We start from the raw sequence: 17903 nt of genomic DNA, 5'->3' as shown, positions 1-17903 counted from the left end.
ACCGGGTCAGTCCGTACGCGGTGGCAGGTCGGGGGCCACGCCCTCGGCGCGGTAGACGGCGGCGGTGAACGCGTCGAGCGCGCGCCGGCAGCGGTCCAGGAGGGCCTCGGCGTCCTTGCCGCGCTCGTCGGGGAGGAAGTCCCGGGACGAGATCGTGGCCAGCCAGCGGGTGAGCCGCTCCAGGTCCTGCTCGTTCTCCTCCAGCTCGGCGAAGGAGTAGTTGTCCCGGGCGGACTCCTTCTCCAGCTCCGCCAGCAGCGCGTCGCCGCGCTCGGTGAACTCACCGAACTCCTTGCCGCGCTCGGCGCGGATCCGCGCGACGATGCCGTCGTCGCTGGTCCCGGCGGCGACGTCGAGCACGTACGCGGTCCCGCCGGACTCGCGGACGTAGGCCGCGAGCCCCTCCAGGAACGTGCGGTGCTCGTCGGCCGCCGGCAGCACCCACGCGCCGTTCTGCAGGCCGACCGCGCCCGCGGCGCGGGCCCGGCGCCACAGCGTGACCCGGGGGCTGGAGGGGGAGGCGGGCAGCTGCGCGAGCAGTAGGACCCAGCCACCGGACGGCGCGTCGGTCATGCTCAGGACGGTACCGGCCGGCACCGGCATGCAACAGGTGTTTCGTCGGGTGCGGCGCCGCCGTCGGGTGCGGCAGGCTGGGGCCGTGCCCGCCCCCGCCCACCGCCTCGGCCTCGGCCTGGCCGCGATCGCCCGTCCCGCCTACATCACCTCCGGCCGCGCCGGCGAGCTCGGCGCCGACCGCGACGTCGCCACCCTGCGCGACCGCTCCCGCGCACTGCTCGACGCCGCGTACGCCGCGGGCGTCCGCTACCTCGACGTCGCCCGCTCCTACGGCCGCGCCGAGGAGTTCCTCGCCGGCTGGCTCGCCGACCGGCCCGGGGTCACCGGCGGCGGGGACCCCGTCGAGATCGGCTCGAAGTGGGGCTACCGCTACGTGGGCGGGTGGCGGACCGACGCCGACACCCACGAGGTCAAGGACCACTCGCTCGACGCCTTCACCGAGCAGTACGCGCTGAGCCACGAGCTGCTCGGCGACCACCTCGGGACCTACCACGTGCACTCCGCGACGCTCGACACCGGCGTCCTCGACGACGGGCGCGTCCACCGCGCGATGGCCCACCTGCGCGACCGGGGGATCCGGGTCGGCATCTCCACCTCCGGCCCCGCCCAGGCCGACGCGGTGCGCCGGGCGCTGGACGTCCGGGTGGACGGCGAGCCGCTGTTCACCTCGTTCCAGAGCACCTGGAACCCGCTCGAACCCTCGGTGGGCCCGGCGCTGACCGAGGCCGCCGACGCCGGGGCCCGGGTGATCGTGAAGGAGGTCTTCGCGAACGGCAGGCTCGCCCCGGGCGGTGAGGACGGCACCGAGGGCGCCCGCGCGGCCGCGGCGCTGGCCGAACGGACCGGGATCGGGCTGGACCGGATCGCCGTCGCCGCGGCGCTGGCGAACCCGTGGGCGTGGCGGGTGCTGCTCGGCCCGGTCGGGACCGACCAGCTCGCGTCGAACCTCGCGGGCGCGGAGCTCACGCTCCCCGCGGACGCGGCCGAGGAGCTCACCGCGCTGGCCGAACCGGCCGAGCGCTACTGGGCCACCCGCTCCGCGCGCCCCTGGAGCTGACCCCGCGTTTCCCGGCGGACATACACTCGTTTACCTTCCAGCCACCTTGCGGTCCTGCCGACGTCGCCCGCCGATGCCGCCCGGCCGCGTGGTGAGGAGGAGGGGACATGACCGCCCAGGACCATCTCGCCCAGGGCCACGGCGCCCAGGGCCGCGGCGCGCACAGCGCCGACGACGACCCGGCCACGGTCGTCATCCCGCGCTACACCGAGGACGCCGGGGCCGGTCCGCGGCCCGCGGCGGCGCCCGGGGCCGCGAGCCCGGCCCGCGCGGAGCCGTCGCCCGATGCCCAGTCCGCCGCGCCCGGCGCACCGCACCTGGCGCTGCTGCGTCGCGGGCCGGTCGTCGGCACCGCCGCCGCGATCGTCGCCGTGCTGGCGCTGGCCCACTACGGCGCCGCCGTCTACGGCATCGGGCGGCCCGGCTTCGAGATCCCCGCCCCGATCCGGCTGGGCACCGAGCTGAACATCTCGACCTGGTTCAGCTCGGCGATGCACCTGACCAACGCGGCGCTGCTCGCGCTGATCGCGGCCAACTCGGTGCGCCGCGAGCGGTGGCGCTGGATCCTGCTGAGCCTGTCCTGCGCGGTCGTCGCGATGGACGAGACCGCGGCCAACCACGAGCAGGTCGGCTGGATCATCCACACCACGTTCGGCACGAGCGGCTTCCTGACCTACGCCTGGATCATCCCGGCCGCGGTGCTCGTCGTCGTCGTCGCGGCGCTGTGCCTGCCGATGGTGCTGCGCCGGCCGGGGGCCTGGCTCGTCGTCGCCGGGGCGGCGGTGTTCCTGCTCGGCGCGGTCGGGCTGGAGTCGGCCGGTGGGGCCCTGTTCGAGCAGACCGGTGACGTGCAGTCCTTCGCCTACAACGTCCTGGCCGGCACCGAGGAGACCTTCGAGATGGCCGGTCTGGTCATCGCGATGGCGGGGCTGCTCCGCATGGCGGGCGGCAGCGGCCTGCGGATCGCCGGCGCCGGGTTCGTCGACCGGTCCCGCTGACCCACCCGCACACGACGACGGGGCCCCGGTGATCCGGGGCCCCGTCGTCGTGAGTCCGTGCGGTGTTCAGCCCACCCGCGAGTGCTCCTTCTCCTCGGCCAGGCGCAGCACCAGATCGGCGCGCCCGGACTCGATGTCCAGTGCGGACCGCAGCCGCGGCAGCGCGTGGTCGGTGATCCGGGTGCGCAGCGCGGCGAGGTCGGCACCGTCGTCCGCGGTCACGTCCAGGTGGATCTCCGGACGGCGGCGGTCGCCGACGAGCGCGGCGGCGGCCCGCTGGACGCCGTCGTAGCTCTCGATGTCGGCGGCCAGTGCGTCCGCGGCGTGGTCGGAGTGGATCCGGGTCGTCCCGGCGTCCCGGCCCGCCACCTGTGCGGACGGCAGTGTCCACGCCGAGGTGCGCGGCCTGCGCCGGGCCTGGGCGAGCAGCCAGCGCAGCGCCAGCAGCCCGACCACGACGGCGACGGCGAGCGTCACCCACGGCGCCCACTCGGGCAGCGTGAGACCGGCGGGCAGCAGCGGGACCGACGGGTCGATCCCGGGGAGCACCTGGCGCAGGACGCCGGTGCCGAACAGCAGCCCGAACACGCCCGCGGCGAGCAGGACGAGGCCGATCAGGAACAGCAGGGTCCGGTTGAGCCGGGCCGGTGGGGTCGCGCTGGCCATCACGCCTCCTTCTGCTTCGTGCCGGTCACGGACACCGTGACCCTGGGGCTGCGTGCCGGTCCGACGGCGTCGAGCCGCTGCGCGACCGCACTGCGGACCCGGTCACGCAGGTCCGCACGCTCGCCGAACGCGGCGTGCGCGGTGACGGCGGCGCGGCGCCCGGTGCTCTTCACCGACGCCTTGGTGACGCCGTCGACGCCGGTGGCGGCGTCGGCCAGCGCCCGGTTGAGGCTGCGCCGGGTGATCCCGGAGTCGAGGTGCTCGGCTCCGCCCGCCGGGGTCAGCGGGAACACGGTCGGGGTGCCCGGCCGCAGTGCGACCACGACGAGCACCAGCCCGACCAGCGCCACCAGACCGGACACGACGAGCACGGGCACGTCGGCTCCGGTGAACCCGGCGACGGTGGACCCCAGCACGCCGAAGTCGACGATCGGCTGCTGCCCGAGGAGCAGCTGTACGACCGCGACGGCGACGACGACGCAGAGCGCGAGCAGGACCAGCGCCACGATGCCCGCGGCGAGGGACTTGCGGGGGCGGCGGATCATTCGAGCTCCCTCGCGGCCGGCCGGGCGGTGCCCGGGACGGTGAGCGCGGTGACGACGATGTCGACCCGCGCGACGGACAGCCCGGTCAGCGCCTCGACCTGCCGCACGACGTGCGCGCGGGCGCGGTCGCAGACCGCGGCCACCGGGGACGGGTAGGCGGCCGAGATCCGCGCGTCGATCCGGGTCGACTGCCCGGAGACGGTCGCCTCGACGCGGGGGTGGCCGCCGGAGTCGTCGCGGCCGAGCATCCGCCCGACCGTGCCGGTGGTGCCACCGACACCCTCGGTCTCCTCCAGGGCCCCGAGCGCGATCTTCTGCACGACCTGTTCGGCGACGTCGATCCGGCCGCGGTCCTCCGGGGCCGTGCCGCCGGAGCCGTCGGCACCCGCGGAGCCGGTACCGGTGTCGATCGTGCGGGTCGGGGTGTCGTCCGGCGGGGGAGGGGCGAGGCGGGTGGCCCGGATCGTGTCCGGGTCCCCGGTCGCCGTCCCCGCCGGCTCGACGGTGCTCACCGGGTTCACCGGACCTTGTCGCGGCCGCGCCCGGACAGCCCCGACCGCTCGGAGAGCTCGGACAGGTCGAGGTCGCCGTCGAGCCAGCGGCCGACGGCGAGGCCGATCGCGCCGAGGATCAGGGCGAGGACGAACCCGCCGAAGCCGCCGACGATGCCGGCGATGGCCAGGAGGAGACCGGCGATCAGGCCGATCTGGGTGTTGGTGGACAGGGACATCACAGTCACGTCCTTCGAGACGAGGAGGTACCGGACGTCCGGGGATGTGGGCGGGCGTCCGGGCGGGTCAGGGGGTGGCCGCGGGAGGGACCGGGAGCTCGCCGGTGGCGGGTGCCGAGTCCGACGGCCGGATCGGCGTCGACTCGGTGGGGCCGGCGTAGTCGCCGACCACCACGTCCACCCGCGCGCCCCCGACGACCGGGAGCAGCGCGGTGCGGACCTGGCGGTCGATCTCGGCCACGGAGGCCGGGTAGCGGCCGACCACGTGTACCTCGACGGCCGGGGCCGTGGGGTCCACGCGGATGCCGCTCACCCGGCGTCCGGGCAGGTAGGTGGCGATCTCACCGAACCGGCCGCCGTGCAGCTGTGCGACGCCGGGGCAACCCAGCACCGCGTCGGCGATCCGGTCGGTGTCGACCGCACCCGTGGCGACGATCCCGTCGCCGTCCGCGGCGACGCGGGCGCTCACGCCACCCGCGAGGTGGACTCGATCTTCTTCGGCTCCTCGTCCTTGCCGTCGTCCTCGGACGGCAGGTGGACGTCGTCGACCGAGATGTTGACCTCGACGACCTCGAGTCCGGTCATCCGCTCCAGGGCGGAGATGACGTTGCGGCGGACGGCCTTCGCCAGGTCGGCGATGGAGACGCCGTACTCGACGACGACGTTGATGTCGACGGCGGCCTGCTTCTCGCCGACCTCGACCGACACACCCTGCGAGGCGTTGGTGGTGCCACCCGGGATGCGCTCGCGCAGCGCGCCGAACGCGCGGGCCGCGCCGCCGCCGAGGGCGTAGATGCCGCTGACCTCGCGGGCCGCCAGACCGGCGATCTTCGAGACGACCGTCTCGGCGATGCGGGTGCTGCCGTGCTCGGACTGCAGGGCGGACGGGGTGCCGGTGACGGCCGGGGTCTTGGTCTCGGTGGTGCTCATGTGCGCCTCCAGGTCGTGGCCCGGTATCGGGCCTCACAGTGGTCCGGATCGGGGGGCCGGTTCGTTCCGGTGGTGCCCCGTCGATCCGCTCGACACACATAGGAGGTCCCGGGGCGGCACATCCTCACGGGCGACCTCACGTGGTCGTCGTCACACCGCGGTCGGGGCTGCGGGCCGCTGACCTGGGTTGGAACCCTGTGACCTGCGACGGGAGGTCCGGGCGGGAGATCGGGCCGACCGGTTTGCGATCACCCGATCAGATGATCATCGGACGTGGCGCTCAGCCGGGCGGGAGGCCGATCGTCCAGCCGGTGACATCGCGCAGTGCCACCTGCCAGCAGGCCGGCTCGACGTAGTTCGGCCCGCCGGCGGCGGTCGGGACCACGAGCGCGTCGGTGAAGTAGATCCAGTGGATGTCCTTCACCGGGATGTCCCGGCCGGGGTGCTCGTCGCCGCGGCCGTCGGCCATGTCGTCGAACATGTCGGCCATCGACGCCGCGGACTCGTTGCCCGGGTCGCCCGCGGTGAGCCGGCGCAGCTGGTCCCCGAGCCCGCGCAGCCAGGCCGAGGGGTGCACGGCGTTGCCGAACACGAGCCCGGCCGGTGTGGCGACGGTGAGCGGGACGCTGTTGCGCTCGTCGCGGTAGGCGATCGACAGCACCGCCTGCAGGTAGCTCGGTGCGCTCAGCTCGGGGATCGTGACCACGCGCTGCGCACCGGCCATTCCGGCGGGTCCGTCGGCGTCGACCGTCATGACTCCGGACGGTAACCAGGAACCACCCGGTCACGACAGGTCCACGTCGACCTGACGAGAACGACCGGACGGTCCAACGGTCGCACCGCCACCCGGCCCAGCCGACCCCTCAGGAACGGCGTGCGCGCGCTGCGACGCCCGGCTCCGGGCGGCGTGGGGACGGCACCGCAACCTCGGGGTGGACCACGACGTCGAACCGGGCCCCGGCGCGGTCGGGGCCGACGCCGTCGACGGTCTCGTGCGCCCGGCCCGTCAGTCCGCGGGCGGCCGCCGCGACGGCGAGCGCCTCGTGTACCCGGTCGGCCGTCCCGGCCTGTCCGAACGCCCCGCGGTAGTGGTAGGCGAGCAGCATCCCGCCCGGCCGGAGGCGGTCCAGCAGGGCGGCCAGGCCGACCTGCAGCGTGACCGTCTCCCAGTAGTAGAGGACGTCGGAGCAGACGATCAGGTCGAAGTCGCCCTCGGGCATCTCGTGCGGGAGCGTGCGGCGGACGAAGGTCCCCGACGGCACCCGGGCGGCGGCCCGCTGGACCGCGGCGGAGCAGATGTCGACCCCGAGCAGCGCCGCGGTGTGCCCGGCGAGGCGGACCGACAGGTCACCCTCGCCGCAGCCGACCTCCAGCACCCGGTCGAAGCGGCGGCCGGCGAGCGCATCCATGACGGTGCCGTACTTCTGCTGCTCGTAGGCCGACAGCCCGATCGAGTACGGGTCCGGGCTGCGGTAGAGCCGGTCGTGCGTGCGCCGGCCCCAGCCCGGCTGCCACAGCCAGGTCTGGCCGGTCCAGCGCGGGTCGCGCTCGTCGCGGCCGAGCCGGGCCAGGCCACGCACCGGGACCGCGGCGGCACGCGCGCCGCCGCTCAGGGAGAGCCGCGCGATCCGCCGGGCGTGGTCGATCGGCGTGCGACGGGCGGGTCGGCTCGCGGCCATCGGGCGCTCCCGGGGACGGACGGGTGATACGTCCGGTGTGTCGCCGGACGACCATCTCCGCGTTACGCCGGATGCCCGAGCACTCCCCGATGCGGTGACTCCGCGCTCACTGCCCCTGACGGGCCGCGGTCTCCTCGGAGGCCTTCACGACCTGCACCTGGTCGCCGATCTGCAGGTAGTCGAAGTACGCCTTGGCCTCGTCCGGCGGGACGTGGATGCAGCCGGCCGAGGAGCGGTTCGGGTCGCCGCTGTGGAAGGCGATGCCGCCGTCGTTGAAGAACACCGACCAGGGCATCGGGGCCGGGTCGCCGTTCGGCAGCCGCGACTCCTCGCTCTTGTGGGTCGCGTCCTTGCGGTAGACGCGCAGGGAGTGGCCGACCGGGGTCTCCTGGCCGTTGCCGCCGGAGGAGATGCCGATCGGGCCACGGATGACCTTGCCGTCCTGGATGAGCCAGGACTTCTGCGAGTCCAGGTCGACGCAGGCCTTGGCGGTGATCGAGCACGGGGTGCCCGGGACGAGCGGCTGTGCGCGGGCCTGCTCGGCGGCGGGGGATCCGGCCAGTGCTGTCCCGGCGACGGCGACACCCGCGATGGTGGCCAGTCCGAGGCCCAGTGCGACGAGGCGGCGGGGACGCTGCCGGACGGTGTCCATGGGGTGCTCCTGTTCGTCCGCGTCGCTCGGGGAGGCGACGCCACGTGATCGTTCCGTCACCGTGGGAGACGCGCGGGGAGCGCCCGGGGTTGCGTGACGAAAAGCTCTGCCGTGCGCGGCCAGTCTGCACCCCGGCGTCGACCGGCCGGGACGCGGTGCGCTCCCGTCCCGATCACCCGGAAGGACCGTCTCGGTTCCGATGTCCGGTCCGCCCGACTCCGTCGGTCCGGCGCAGCCGGGGCACCTGCTCGCGGCACCGGTGGACGCGACGATGCCGGCGCCCCGTGGGGTCGCCGGCATCGTCGGGAGGGAGGGGGTCAGTGCGGGGTGACCTCGCCCATCTCGACCCAGGCGTCCTTGCCATCCTCGCTCTGGAAGTTGACGAGCGGCTTCTCCGGCACGACCGAGCCCATGAAGTCGAAGAACTTCTGCGCGTGGTCGGTCTTGACGTGCGCGTCGCCGGCCGCGCTGTCCTTGAAGACCTCCACGATCACGAACTCGTTCTGCTTCTCGTAGTTCTCGTGGTAGTCGAAGGAGATGTTGCCCGGCTCGGAGTTCACGTCCTTCTTGTACTGCGAGATGCCGGACAGCCACTCCTCGCGCTTGTCCGGGCGGATCTGGGCCTTGAGCACGATGAGGATCACGTGAGCCTCCGGTTCACTTCTGGTCGGCAACGTCGCCGGGATCTTTCCACGGATCGCCGCATCGCGGGCGTCTCGAAGTGCGACGCCGCGGGCTTGACGACCCCCTCAGCCGAAGGTCGCGGTGTCGATCACGAAGCGGTAGCGCACGTCGCCCCGCACGACCCGCTCCCAGGCCCCGTCGACCTGGTCGCAGGAGATCGTCTCGATGTCGGCGCCGAGGCCGTGCTCGGCGCAGAAGTCCAGCATCTCCTGGGTCTCGCGGATGCCACCGATCTTCGAGCCGGACAGGCTCTTGCGGCCTGCGACCAGTGAGAACCCGTGGTAGGACAGCTTCTCCTCGGGCACGCCGACGTTGACCATCGAGCCGTCGAGCTTCAGCAGCCCGAGGTAGTCGTCGACCGGGATCACCGCGGCCACGGTGTTGACGATCAGGTCGAAGGATCCGGCCAGCTCGGTGAAGGTGGACTCGTCCGAGGTCGCGTAGTAGTGCGCTGCTCCGAGTCGCTTGCCGTCCTGCTCCTTGGACAGCGTGCGGGAGAGCACCGTGACCTCGGCGCCCATCGCCGCGGCGATCTTCACGCCCATGTGGCCGAGACCGCCCATGCCGACGATCGCCACCTTCTTCCCGGGGCCCGCGCCCCAGTGGTGGAGCGGGGAGTAGAGCGTGATGCCGGCACAGAGCAGCGGCGCGGCGACGTCGAGCTCGACGCCGTCCGGGATGCGCAGCACGTAGTTCTCGTCGACGACGATCTGCGTGGAGTAGCCGCCGTAGGTGGCTCGCCGTCGTACTCCTTCGCGTTGTAGGTCTGCACCTCGCCCTCGAGGCAGTACTGCTCCTCGCCGGCCCTGCAGTTCTCGCACTCGCGGCAGGAGTCGACGAAGCAGCCGACGCCGACGGTGTCGCCCACGGCGTAGCGGGTCACGTCGTCGCCGACCGCGGAGACGACGCCGGCGATCTCGTGGCCGGGGACCATCGGGTAGATGCCCTCGCCCCACTCGTCGCGGGCCTGGTGGATGTCGGAGTGGCAGATCCCGGCGTACCGGATGTCGATGACGACGTCGTGCGGCTTCGGGTCGCGACGGGTCACGGTCCCGCGCTCGAACGGCTTGTTCGGGCCGGCGGTGGTCATGGCGGGCACGGTCGTGGGCACGTTTCCTCCTGGTCGGCGTCGCGTGTGGACGTCGTGTCTGGGGTGGCCGGGCTCCGGCGCCGCGGCGGGGACGGGCGGCCGTCGTGCAGCCGCATCGCCATGTGGCTACCCGTTGATGGTTGTGCACAATGCATCGGCGGGCTGTGGTTCACGTCTCCCACCCGCGGAGGAGCGCAGGATCCGTCGGAGGAGGGATCCGCGACCGCGCCACCGTCCCTACCGTCGTGTCATGACCGGGACGAGGGGGGCCGCCGCGGTGCGGCGGGAGGACGGGGCCGTGGTCACGACGGCCGTGCGGCCGTGGTGGAACCGGGTGGGCTGGGTGCTGCACGCGCTGCTGCGGTTCGTCCTGATCATGGTCATGCAGGCCTACGTGTGGTCGAAGCTCAACCTGACCCAGATGGGCCGGGCCGACTACTCCGACGCGCTGGCCATGACCGGCGAGAAGAGCCCGATGGGCCTGCTGTGGGGGCTCATGGCCTACTCCCCGGTGATCCAGTTCCTCGCCGGGTTCGCCGAGCTCGTCGTCGTGCTGCTGCTGGTGTTCCGGCGCACGGCGTGGATCGGCGGCCTGCTCGGCACCGTCGCGCTCGGCACCGTCTTCCTGCTGAACATGACCTACGACGTGCCGGTCAAGCAGATCGCCCTCGCCCTGACGGTCGGGTTCGCGCTCGTCGCGGCCCCGGAGCTGCCGCGGGTGGTCCGGTTCCTGGCCGGGCGTCCGACGGCGGCGACCGAGGGGTCCCCGCGGCTGCTGCCGTGGCCGAGGGTCCGCCGGGTCACCCGGTGGCTCGTCCCGGTGCTCGGGCTGGCCCTGGTCGCCGCGCAGGGTGTGCTGTTCCAGCAGTTCCAGCCCGCCCTCCAGCGGGGTGACCTCGCGCTCGCCGGGGTGTACCGGGTGGTGGAGGACCCGACGGCCCCGGCCGCGCGGCTCGCCGACGACCGGCGCTGGCAGCACGTGGCCGTCGGGCAGTGGACCTACGTCGGGCCGTCGGTCCCGCTCCCCGGCTACCCGCAGTCCGGGTCCGCCGGGATCGCGATCCGGCTCGCCGACAGCACGTTCGTCCGCGGGACGTGGCGGCCCGTGGGGGACCGGACGATCCGGGTCGAGTGGAACCCGCCGCAGTCCGGGGCCGCCCCGATATTCGAGCCCGCCGTCCGGACGGTCGAACTCACCTGGGCGGTCCGGCCCGACGGCCGGGTGGAACTGGCCGGGGACGGGCAGCGGCTCGTGCTGGAGAGCGATCCGGAGCTGCGCTTCCTCTACGACCGCGGCTTCTCCTGGGCGGAGGGCAACGGGGCGGCCGTCAACCGGTGAGGCCCTACGCTGGCCCGATGCTTCCACGGCTGGGACTCGCCGAGTGGGTCGTCCTGGCCGTGGCCGGTGAGCGCCCGGTGCACGGCTTCGCCGTCGCCGCGCTCACCGCTGCCGACGGCGAGCTGGGCCGGGTCTGGCAGATCCCGCGCCCGGTCGTCTACCGGGCCATCGGCAGGTTGGTCGACGCCGGCCTGATCACCGCTGAGGCCGTCGAGACGAAGGGCGGCCCGCCCCGGACCCTCTACGCCGCCACCCCGACCGGTCGGGGCCACGTGGACGCCTGGCTGGGCACTCCGGTCCCGCACGTGCGGGACCTGCGGTCGGAGTTCCTGCTGAAGCTGGCGGTGCTGCACCGGCACGGCCGGGATGCGACCGCGCTGGTCGACGCCCAGCGTCGCGAGCTGGCCCCGATCGTCGCGGCGCTGCGGGCCGAGCAGGACCGGGCCGGACGGGCGGGGGACGGCGCCGACGAGTTCGACCGGATGCTGGCCGCCTGGCGGCGCACCTCGGCGGAGGCGGCGCTGGCCTTCCTCGACGAGCTCTGACTTGTGCCCCCGGCACGGATAGCGGATAGTATCAGTATCCGATCAGGAGGGTGGTCATGTTGGACGTACGCATCGGTGACGCCGAGCGGGAGCGCGCACTGGAGCGGCTCGGCAGGCACGTGGGGGACGGGCGGCTCGACCTCGCCGAGTTCTCGACCCGCAGCGAGCAGGTGACCGCGGCGCGCACGGCGTCGGAGCTCGCCGCGGTCGAGGCGGACCTGCCCCGGCTGCCGCGACCCGCCGACCCGGAGCGTGAGCGTCGGGTCCGCCGGACCGTCCTGGCTGCGACCTGGGGGCCGTGGGCGCTGACTGCGGTGGTCGTCCTGACGGTCTGGGCCGCCGTCGCGCTCGGCGGGGGCGGGGGCTACTTCTGGCCGATCTGGGTCATCGGGCCGTGGGGTGCGGTGCTCGCGCTCGGCACGCTCACCGGTCGCTCGGTCGCCGGTCCGTGCGGGCGGGCGAGAACCGGCGCGGAACGGGTACACCGGGTACATGCCCCGTCGTGACCTGACCTGGATCCCCCGCCTGCTGGGCGCCGCCACCGCCGCCTACGGTGCGGCCGTCGCCGCGAAGCCGGACGTGCTGCTGTCGCCGACGAAGCTGTCCGGCGGCGGCCGGACCCCGTCCGCGGGGACCACGCTGCTCGCGCGGGCGGTCGGCGGGCGGGACCTCGCGTCCGGCCTGGCCATGGCGCTGGCTCCGGCCGGCACCCCGCTCAAGGCCGCCGTCGCGGTGCGGGTCGGCGCCGACATCGTCGACCTCGTGGTGCTGGGCTCGCAGCTCCCCGACCGCGACGCCCGGGAGAAGGCGACCATGGTCGCCGCCGGCTGGGGCGCGCTGTGCGCGCTCTCGCTGCTCGCCGCCGACCCGCCGCGCCGGGGGTTGCTCGGGCGCGCATGACAGCCCGCGGGCCGTCCACCATGATCGGGCGATGGCCACGAGCACCGGGGGCGACCCCCACCTGGAACGCGCCTACTCGCTGAGCGGCCCGGCCGACGCCCGGGCCCTCTACGACGAGTGGGCCCCCACCTACGACGCCGACCTCACCGGCGAGGCCCAGGGCTACGTCGCGCCCGCGGTCACCGCAGACGCCGTCGTCGCGGCCGCGGGCCCCGGCGGGGAGATCCTCGACGCCGGTTGCGGCACGGGGCTGGTCGGCGTCGCGCTCCGCGAGCGCGGCGCGACCACCGTCGACGGGATCGACCTGTCGGCCGGGATGCTGGAGCGGGCCGGCGCCACCGGCGCCTACCGGGACCTGCGCGAGGCCGACCTCACCGCCGCGCTGGAGCTGCCCGACGACTCCTACGACGTCGTCGTCTGCGTCGGGACGCTCACCCACGCCCATGTCGGGCCCTCGGCGCTGGCGGAGTTCACGCGGGTCGTGCGGCCGGGCGGCTACCTGGTCGCGACCGTCCTCGACGACGTCTGGGAGTCCGGTGGCTACCGTGCCGAGGTCGACCGGCTCGCCGCCGCCGACGTGTTCGAGGCCGTCTCGATCGAGGTCGCGCCCTACCGGTCCGGACAGCAGGTCGACTGCCGCCTCCTGGTGCTGCGGGTGCGGTAGGTGAGGATGGACCCATGAACGACGACCGCGGCACGATGACCGGGCGCCGGATCCTGACCGTGCTGCTGGTGCTCTCGGCCGCCGTGCACGTCCGGCTCGCGTTCGGCGCCACGGGACCGGTCCCGGCCGGGCTGGACGGGCTCGTCGCCGCGGCCGCCGTCGTGTCGCTGCTCCTGCTGCTGCGCCGGGCCGACGGCCCGGCGCTGCTCGCCTGTGCCGTCGCCGGCGGGCTCGGTGTCGCGCTGTTCCTCGTGCCCGGGCTCCTCGCCGTCGCGCAGGGGAGGAACTGGACCGCCTGGCTCGACGCGTGGGCGTTCGGCGCTCTGCTGCTCGACGCGATGGTCGTGCGGATCGCGGTGTTCACCCTGCGCCGGGCCGAGGGCGCGCCGCGCCGCTGATGCCGGTGGAACATCTCCGGATCGAAAGCGTCGCCCTGTTCGCTGTCGGTTCCGTGATTGTGAAAATGCGCTTCTGAGCTGCGACGACGCACTCCGTCGTTATCTCCGTGTGATACGTCACCGGTTGTCCGCTTGACCTGATCTCGGCCGGTCGGCGACCTTCGTGGTCGCTCCGGTCCACACGGGCCGGGCATGCACCGAAGCGCCGGAACCGCCACGCCACCACGGCCCCGTCCCGCGGTCCCCGGCCAGTCGACCTGCACGGACCGAGACGGGGCCGCGGGCCGCGAGTCCCCTCGCGACGACACCGGCACAGCGCTCCCCGCGCGACCGGCCCGCCCGGAAAGCCGTGGGTCCGGACCTCAGGTGATCACACAATGAGCAACACGCGCATGTCCATCCGTGGGCGTTTCGTCGGAACTCTCGTCGCCGGTGTCCTGGCGTTCGGCGCTCCGCTCGCCCTCGCCGGGCCCGCGACGGCCGCCCCCGAGACCTCCGCCGCGGTCGCCCCCGCCGCCGTCGCGGTCCCCACGCAGTCCGTCGCGACCTCGACGTGGGACAAGCTCGCCCAGTGCGAGTCCAGCGGGAACTGGAACACCAACACCGGTAACGGCTTCTCCGGCGGCCTGCAGTTCACGCCGTCCACCTGGAAGGCCTTCGGCGGGTCGGGCAAGGCGCACAACGCCAGCAAGTCCGAGCAGATCCGCGTCGCCGAGAACGTCCTGGACGCCCAGGGCTGGAAGGCGTGGCCGGCCTGCTCCAAGAAGCTGGGCCTGCGGTAGTACGCGGCACGTACGGCGGCCGGTGACCCGGGCGGGTCACCGGCCGCCGTCGTGTGTCAGTAGCTGCGGGGCAGCCCGAGCACGTGCTCGGCGACGTGGTTGAGCACCATCTCCTGCGGCAGCGGTGCCAGGCGCATCAGGCGGGCCTCGGTGAAGTAGCGGCTCACGTCGTACTCGGTGGCGTAGCCGAATCCGCCGAGGGTCTGCACCGCCCGGTCCGCGGCGAAGAACGCGGCCTCGGCGGCCAGGAACTTCGCGGTGTTGGCCTGCTCGCCGCACGGTTCGCCCGCGTCGTAGCGGGCCGCGGCATCGGCGATCACCAGCGACGCCGCCCGGAGCCGCATGTGCGCCTCGGCCAGCGGGAACGCGATGCCCTGGTTCTGCCCGATCGGCCGCCCGAACACGGTGCGCTCCTTCGCGTAGGCGACGGCGGCGGCCAGCGCGGCCCGCCCGGTGCCCAGCGCCTCGGCGGCGATCAGGATCCGTTCCGGGTTGAGCCCGTCGAGGATCAGCCGGAAGCCGCGGCCCTCCTCGCCGACCAGGTCGGCGGCGTCGACGGGCAGGTCGTCGTAGACGACCTCGCAGGACACCACCGCGTTGCGGCCCAGCTTGTCGATCGGGGTGATCGTGACCTCGGGGCGCTGCAGGTCGGCGAGCAGCAGCGACAGCCCGCCGGTCCGCGTCGCCACCTCCGCGCGCGGGGTGGTGCGCACCAGCAGCAGGACCTTGTCGCAGAACGGCGCCTTCGACGTCCACACCTTGCGCCCGCGGACCAGGTACCGGTCGCCGTCGCGGCGGGCGGTCGTGGTGATCGCGGTGGTGTCGAGTCCCGCGTCGGGCTCGGTGACACCGAACGCGACCTGCAGCGACCCGTCGGCGACCCGGGGCAGGTAGCGCCGCCGCATCTCCTCCGAGCCGTGCCGGACGACCGGGTTCATCCCGAAGACCGACAGGTGGATCGCCGACGCCCCGTTCATCGCCGCCCCGGACGCGGCGACCTCCTCCATCACCGCGGCGGCCTCGGAGATCCCGGCACCCCCGCCGCCGTAGGCCTCGGGGATGGCTACGCCGATCCAGCCGCCGGCGGCCATCGCGTCGTGGAACTCCTGCGGGAACCGGTGCTCGCGGTCGCAGGTGCGCCAGTACTCCGACCCGAAGCGGGAGCAGACCGCGCGGACCCCCTCCCGGATCTCCGGATGCGTGCTCACGCCGCGCGCAGCCGGGTGACGACGTCGAGCACCAGGGTGGGGTCGGCGTCGTAGGGGGTGTTGAGCGAGACCCGGTCGACGAGGCCGCGGTAGCGGTCCGCGATCCCGGACGCCACCTCGGCCGGGTCGCCCGCGACGGCGAACAGCGCCAGCAGGTCGTCGTCGACCAGGCCGGTCATCTCGTCCCAGGCCTGCCGGCGCGACAGTCCGTTGAGCTCGTCGGCGAGCGCGCCGCGGCCGTGGTGCTCCAGCACCGGCCGGTACGGCGGGGTGGAGGCGTAGAAGGCGATCTGGCGTCGCACCCCGGCCTCGGCGACGGCCCGGGCCTCGGCGTCGGCGCCCAGGACCGCGAAGACCGGCAGGCACACGTCGAAGCCGGCGAGGTCGTCGCGGCCGCGTCCGCGGCGCAGCGCGGGCAGCGTCACCTCCGCCAGGTACGACGGTGAGGTCAGCGAGTGCGCCAGCAGGCCGTCGGTGACCCGGCCCGCGACCTCGGTCATCCGCTCGCCGACCGCGGCCAGCATCACCGGCGGGATCCCGTGCGGGTTCGGCCCCGGTGAGAAGAACTCGGTCATCAGGGTGTGGGAGTAGAACTCGCCGCGGTGATGCAGCCGGTCCCCGGTGGCCCAGGCGTCGAAGATCGCCCGCAGGGCGGAGACGAAGTCCTCCATCCGGGCCGCGGGGCGGCTCCACGGCATCCCGAACCGGCGCTCGATGTGCGGGCGGACCTGCGAGCCGAGCCCCAGGTCGAAGCGGCCGCCGGAGAGCAGCTGCACGTCGTTGGCCTGGTAGGCCAGCGTCATCGGGTTGCGGGCGAAGGCGACCGCGATCGCCGACTGCAGCCGGATCCGGCTGGTCGCCCGGGCGGCCAGCGCCAGCGACACGAACGCGTCGTGCGAGGTCTCGGGGACCGACAGGGCGTCGTAGCCCTCGGCCTCCGCGGCGACGGCCGCCGCCTCGGTCTCGAGCGGGGAGGCGGAGAAGCCGCCGGTGGTGTCGACGCGCAACTCAGGCCCCCCGCTGCTCGGGGACGACACGGTCGAGCCAGGACAGCAGGTCCGCGACGATCTCCTCGCGGTTGGTCTCGTTGAACACCTCGTGCCGGGCACCCGGCCAGATCTTCAGCGTGACGTCGTGCAGCCCGGCCTCGGCGTAGCGCTCGGTCAGCGGCCGCACCAGGGCCAGCCCGGCGTTGACCGGGTCCTCGTCCCCGACGACGACGTACACCGGCAGTCCGCCCGCGATCCGCTTCAGCGTGGCGGCCTCGCCGAGCGGCCGGGCGGCGGCGAACATCGCCTGCGTGCCGGGCAGGTCGAGGCCGAAGCCGCAGCGGGCGTCGGCGACGTAGGCGTCGACCTGAGCGGGGTCGCGGCTGAGCCACTCGAAACCGGTGCGCTGCTCGAACGGCGCATTGAACGACGACAGGTCCAGCGGCGCGGACAGGTCCAGGCCCTGCTCCATCAGGTCGAGCAACGCGGTGCCGGACAGCACGACCGCGTCCGGCGGCGGCGCGTCGGCGACGAGGAACTGCTGCACGGCGAACGAGCCCATGCTGTGACCGAGCAGCACCAGCGGGGCGCCCGGATGCTCGGCGCGGGCGTGCGCGGACAGCAGCCCGATGTCGCCGACCAGCTGCTCCCAGCCGTCGTCGCCGAGGACGCCGAACTTCTCGGGCCCGCCCGCGGTGGCGCCGTGACCGCGGTGGTCCTGGGCGTAGACGGCGAAGCCGCGGGCGGTCAGCGCGTCGGCGAGGGCGACGTAGCGCAGGGCGTGCTCGCCCATGCCGTGGGTGATCTGGACGATCCCGCGCACCGGGTCGCCCGCGGCGGCGGGGAGCCAGCGGTAGGCGGTGACGGCGGCGCCGTCGCGGCCGGAGAAGGTGAACGTGTCGGACATGCGTGGGCACCGCCAGTGGTGGGGGGTCGATCTCGGTCGGATCGTGCGCCACCGGGCCGAGGGGGTCAATGCCCGGGTTCGATCTCCGGTTCGATCTCGGTCAGGTCGGCGACCATCGCGGCGAGTACCCGCAGCGTCGCGTCGACGTCGGCGGGGTCGAGGTGTCCGGCGACCGCGCGCAGCCGCGCGTGCTCCCGTCCGACGACCTCGTCGATCACCGCGCGCCCGGCCGGCGTCGGCACGATCAGGGGGGACCGCCGGTGCCGCGGGTTGTCCGCCCGCTCGACGAGCCCGGCGGCCAGCGCGTCGTCGACCATCCGCTGCACGAACTGCCGGCTGAGCGACTGCGACCGCCCGATCCCGGGCACGGTCATCGGGCCGTGCCGCCGGAGCTGGTCGAGCACCGCGCGCACGCCCGCCGAGACCCGGTTGTCCGGCGCGGACTCCTCGACCTCGCGCAGCACCCGCCGGTAGAGGGGGCCCACGAGTACGTAGACCTCGGCCAGCTTCTCGGCGGTGTCGTCGATGCCGGGCACCCTCCGAGTATGACACCTGGGTTGTCAC

Annotated in this window: 24 protein-coding genes and 1 pseudogene; 9 read left to right on the top strand and 16 right to left on the bottom strand. The window is 74.1% G+C overall.

Going from position 1 to position 17903, the window contains the following annotated elements; translation table 11 throughout:
• Positions 1 to 6 precede the first annotated feature (6 nt).
• Entirely contained in the window at positions 7 to 573 is a 567-nt protein-coding gene (locus MTO91_RS25725; RefSeq protein ID WP_476653067.1) for a Chromate resistance protein ChrB, read from the bottom strand.
• 85 nt (positions 574 to 658) lie between these two features.
• Between MTO91_RS25725 and MTO91_RS25720 the strand changes: the two genes are divergently transcribed.
• Together MTO91_RS25720 and MTO91_RS25715 are read left to right on the top strand one after the other, a co-directional pair.
• Positions 659 to 1633 (top strand): aldo/keto reductase, encoded by a 975-nt coding sequence (locus MTO91_RS25720; protein WP_476653065.1) that lies wholly within the window; start codon positions 659 to 661, stop codon positions 1631 to 1633.
• 107 nt (positions 1634 to 1740) lie between these two features.
• Positions 1741 to 2631 (top strand): hypothetical protein, encoded by an 891-nt coding sequence (locus MTO91_RS25715; RefSeq protein WP_476653063.1) that lies wholly within the window; start codon positions 1741 to 1743, stop codon positions 2629 to 2631.
• A gap of 66 nt (positions 2632 to 2697) precedes the next feature.
• Here MTO91_RS25715 and MTO91_RS25710 read toward each other — a convergent pair whose 3' ends face one another.
• From MTO91_RS25710 to MTO91_RS25660, 11 genes and pseudogenes are all read right to left on the bottom strand, one after another.
• Entirely contained in the window at positions 2698 to 3297 is a 600-nt protein-coding gene (locus MTO91_RS25710; RefSeq protein WP_179761582.1) for an Asp23/Gls24 family envelope stress response protein, read from the bottom strand.
• Positions 3297 to 3842: a DUF6286 domain-containing protein gene (locus MTO91_RS25705; RefSeq protein ID WP_346102112.1), complete on the bottom strand. Its 546-nt coding sequence runs from the start codon at positions 3840 to 3842 to the stop codon at positions 3297 to 3299. The genes MTO91_RS25710 and MTO91_RS25705 overlap by 1 nt, the downstream gene beginning before the upstream one ends.
• The gene (locus MTO91_RS25700) at positions 3839 to 4354 is read right to left on the bottom strand and encodes an Asp23/Gls24 family envelope stress response protein (RefSeq protein WP_476653062.1); all 516 of its coding nucleotides are present in this window, start codon (positions 4352 to 4354) and stop codon (positions 3839 to 3841) included. The genes MTO91_RS25705 and MTO91_RS25700 overlap by 4 nt, the downstream gene beginning before the upstream one ends.
• Positions 4355 to 4359: 5 nt before the next feature.
• On the bottom strand, positions 4360 to 4572 hold the full coding sequence (locus tag MTO91_RS25695; protein ID WP_062398628.1) for a hypothetical protein: 213 nt from the start codon (positions 4570 to 4572) through the stop codon (positions 4360 to 4362).
• A gap of 67 nt (positions 4573 to 4639) precedes the next feature.
• The gene (locus MTO91_RS25690) at positions 4640 to 5041 is read right to left on the bottom strand and encodes a hypothetical protein (RefSeq protein WP_073575989.1); all 402 of its coding nucleotides are present in this window, start codon (positions 5039 to 5041) and stop codon (positions 4640 to 4642) included.
• A complete protein-coding gene (locus MTO91_RS25685; protein WP_073575988.1) occupies positions 5038 to 5502 on the bottom strand; it encodes an Asp23/Gls24 family envelope stress response protein in 465 nt (154 codons plus the stop codon). The genes MTO91_RS25690 and MTO91_RS25685 overlap by 4 nt, the downstream gene beginning before the upstream one ends.
• 280 nt (positions 5503 to 5782) lie before the next feature.
• Entirely contained in the window at positions 5783 to 6256 is a 474-nt protein-coding gene (locus MTO91_RS25680; protein ID WP_405421068.1) for a hypothetical protein, read from the bottom strand.
• A gap of 109 nt (positions 6257 to 6365) precedes the next feature.
• Positions 6366 to 7181 (bottom strand): class I SAM-dependent methyltransferase, encoded by an 816-nt coding sequence (locus tag MTO91_RS25675; protein ID WP_476653060.1) that lies wholly within the window; start codon positions 7179 to 7181, stop codon positions 6366 to 6368.
• Between the two features lie 106 nt (positions 7182 to 7287).
• Positions 7288 to 7833 (bottom strand): L,D-transpeptidase, encoded by a 546-nt coding sequence (locus MTO91_RS25670; RefSeq protein WP_062398619.1) that lies wholly within the window; start codon positions 7831 to 7833, stop codon positions 7288 to 7290.
• A gap of 317 nt (positions 7834 to 8150) precedes the next feature.
• Positions 8151 to 8477 carry a putative quinol monooxygenase gene (locus MTO91_RS25665; RefSeq protein ID WP_346102120.1) on the bottom strand — a complete coding sequence of 109 codons (327 nt, stop codon included), beginning with the start codon at positions 8475 to 8477 and terminating at the stop codon, positions 8151 to 8153.
• A gap of 105 nt (positions 8478 to 8582) precedes the next feature.
• Positions 8583 to 9607 (bottom strand): annotated as a pseudogene (locus MTO91_RS25660) (NAD(P)-dependent alcohol dehydrogenase).
• A gap of 250 nt (positions 9608 to 9857) precedes the next feature.
• Between MTO91_RS25660 and MTO91_RS25655 the strand changes: the two are divergent.
• The 7 genes from MTO91_RS25655 to MTO91_RS25625 all read left to right on the top strand — a co-directional run bounded on the left by MTO91_RS25655 (position 9858) and on the right by MTO91_RS25625 (position 14235).
• Positions 9858 to 10946, top strand: a complete 1089-nt coding sequence (locus MTO91_RS25655; RefSeq protein ID WP_476653059.1) for a hypothetical protein — start codon at positions 9858 to 9860, stop codon at positions 10944 to 10946.
• A gap of 17 nt (positions 10947 to 10963) precedes the next feature.
• On the top strand, positions 10964 to 11491 hold the full coding sequence (locus MTO91_RS25650; RefSeq protein ID WP_073575981.1) for a PadR family transcriptional regulator: 528 nt from the start codon (positions 10964 to 10966) through the stop codon (positions 11489 to 11491).
• A 56-nt stretch (positions 11492 to 11547) separates the two neighbouring features.
• Entirely contained in the window at positions 11548 to 11997 is a 450-nt protein-coding gene (locus MTO91_RS25645; RefSeq protein ID WP_357437152.1) for a DUF1707 SHOCT-like domain-containing protein, read from the top strand.
• Entirely contained in the window at positions 11984 to 12391 is a 408-nt protein-coding gene (locus tag MTO91_RS25640; RefSeq protein WP_253068037.1) for a hypothetical protein, read from the top strand. The genes MTO91_RS25645 and MTO91_RS25640 overlap by 14 nt, the downstream gene beginning before the upstream one ends.
• A gap of 31 nt (positions 12392 to 12422) precedes the next feature.
• The gene (locus MTO91_RS25635; protein ID WP_357437150.1) at positions 12423 to 13055 is read left to right on the top strand and encodes a class I SAM-dependent DNA methyltransferase; all 633 of its coding nucleotides are present in this window, start codon (positions 12423 to 12425) and stop codon (positions 13053 to 13055) included.
• 14 nt (positions 13056 to 13069) lie between these two features.
• Entirely contained in the window at positions 13070 to 13453 is a 384-nt protein-coding gene (locus MTO91_RS25630) for a hypothetical protein (protein WP_476653056.1), read from the top strand.
• A gap of 377 nt (positions 13454 to 13830) precedes the next feature.
• Entirely contained in the window at positions 13831 to 14235 is a 405-nt protein-coding gene (locus tag MTO91_RS25625) for a transglycosylase family protein (protein WP_476653055.1), read from the top strand.
• A gap of 56 nt (positions 14236 to 14291) precedes the next feature.
• Here MTO91_RS25625 and MTO91_RS25620 read toward each other — a convergent pair whose 3' ends face one another.
• The 4 genes from MTO91_RS25620 to MTO91_RS25605 form a co-directional block, all read right to left on the bottom strand.
• The gene (locus tag MTO91_RS25620) at positions 14292 to 15443 is read right to left on the bottom strand and encodes an acyl-CoA dehydrogenase family protein (RefSeq protein ID WP_405421078.1); all 1152 of its coding nucleotides are present in this window, start codon (positions 15441 to 15443) and stop codon (positions 14292 to 14294) included.
• Complete coding sequence (locus MTO91_RS25615; RefSeq protein WP_476653054.1) at positions 15440 to 16450, bottom strand: TIGR03617 family F420-dependent LLM class oxidoreductase; 1011 nt, start codon at positions 16448 to 16450, stop codon at positions 15440 to 15442. Before MTO91_RS25615 ends, MTO91_RS25620 begins: the two co-directional genes overlap by 4 nt.
• A 1-nt stretch (position 16451) precedes the next feature.
• Positions 16452 to 17339 (bottom strand): alpha/beta hydrolase, encoded by an 888-nt coding sequence (locus tag MTO91_RS25610; protein ID WP_357437141.1) that lies wholly within the window; start codon positions 17337 to 17339, stop codon positions 16452 to 16454.
• Between the two features lie 65 nt (positions 17340 to 17404).
• Positions 17405 to 17875, bottom strand: a complete 471-nt coding sequence (locus tag MTO91_RS25605) for a MarR family winged helix-turn-helix transcriptional regulator (RefSeq protein ID WP_357437139.1) — start codon at positions 17873 to 17875, stop codon at positions 17405 to 17407.
• Between the last annotated feature and the right edge of the window lie 28 nt (positions 17876 to 17903).

The sequence above is a fragment of the Pseudonocardia sp. 2-7 genome, from assembly GCF_056341085.1.
Note: the sequence above shows the minus strand (reverse complement) of the source record. Positions and strands in the feature narration are given on the sequence as shown.

Excerpts from the sequence above, each read along its gene's own strand:
- MTO91_RS25655 (WP_476653059.1), top strand. The coding sequence starts at position 9,858 with ATGACCGGGACGAGGGGGGCCGCCGCGGTGCGGCGGGAGGACGGGGCC.
- MTO91_RS25715 (WP_476653063.1), top strand. The coding sequence starts at position 1,741 with ATGACCGCCCAGGACCATCTCGCCCAGGGCCACGGCGCCCAGGGCCGC.
- MTO91_RS25710 (WP_179761582.1), bottom strand. The coding sequence starts at position 3,297 with ATGGCCAGCGCGACCCCACCGGCCCGGCTCAACCGGACCCTGCTGTTC.
- MTO91_RS25670 (WP_062398619.1), bottom strand. The coding sequence starts at position 7,833 with ATGGACACCGTCCGGCAGCGTCCCCGCCGCCTCGTCGCACTGGGCCTC.
- MTO91_RS25650 (WP_073575981.1), top strand. The coding sequence starts at position 10,964 with ATGCTTCCACGGCTGGGACTCGCCGAGTGGGTCGTCCTGGCCGTGGCC.
- MTO91_RS25630 (WP_476653056.1), top strand. The coding sequence starts at position 13,070 with ATGAACGACGACCGCGGCACGATGACCGGGCGCCGGATCCTGACCGTG.
- MTO91_RS25685 (WP_073575988.1), bottom strand. The coding sequence starts at position 5,502 with ATGAGCACCACCGAGACCAAGACCCCGGCCGTCACCGGCACCCCGTCC.
- MTO91_RS25695 (WP_062398628.1), bottom strand. The coding sequence starts at position 4,572 with ATGTCCCTGTCCACCAACACCCAGATCGGCCTGATCGCCGGTCTCCTC.
- MTO91_RS25640 (WP_253068037.1), top strand. The coding sequence starts at position 11,984 with ATGCCCCGTCGTGACCTGACCTGGATCCCCCGCCTGCTGGGCGCCGCC.
- MTO91_RS25705 (WP_346102112.1), bottom strand. The coding sequence starts at position 3,842 with ATGATCCGCCGCCCCCGCAAGTCCCTCGCCGCGGGCATCGTGGCGCTG.
- MTO91_RS25645 (WP_357437152.1), top strand. The coding sequence starts at position 11,548 with ATGTTGGACGTACGCATCGGTGACGCCGAGCGGGAGCGCGCACTGGAG.
- MTO91_RS25635 (WP_357437150.1), top strand. The coding sequence starts at position 12,423 with ATGGCCACGAGCACCGGGGGCGACCCCCACCTGGAACGCGCCTACTCG.
- MTO91_RS25680 (WP_405421068.1), bottom strand. The coding sequence starts at position 6,256 with ATGACGGTCGACGCCGACGGACCCGCCGGAATGGCCGGTGCGCAGCGC.
- MTO91_RS25625 (WP_476653055.1), top strand. The coding sequence starts at position 13,831 with ATGAGCAACACGCGCATGTCCATCCGTGGGCGTTTCGTCGGAACTCTC.
- MTO91_RS25675 (WP_476653060.1), bottom strand. The coding sequence starts at position 7,181 with ATGGCCGCGAGCCGACCCGCCCGTCGCACGCCGATCGACCACGCCCGG.
- MTO91_RS25610 (WP_357437141.1), bottom strand. The coding sequence starts at position 17,339 with ATGTCCGACACGTTCACCTTCTCCGGCCGCGACGGCGCCGCCGTCACC.
- MTO91_RS25725 (WP_476653067.1), bottom strand. The coding sequence starts at position 573 with ATGACCGACGCGCCGTCCGGTGGCTGGGTCCTACTGCTCGCGCAGCTG.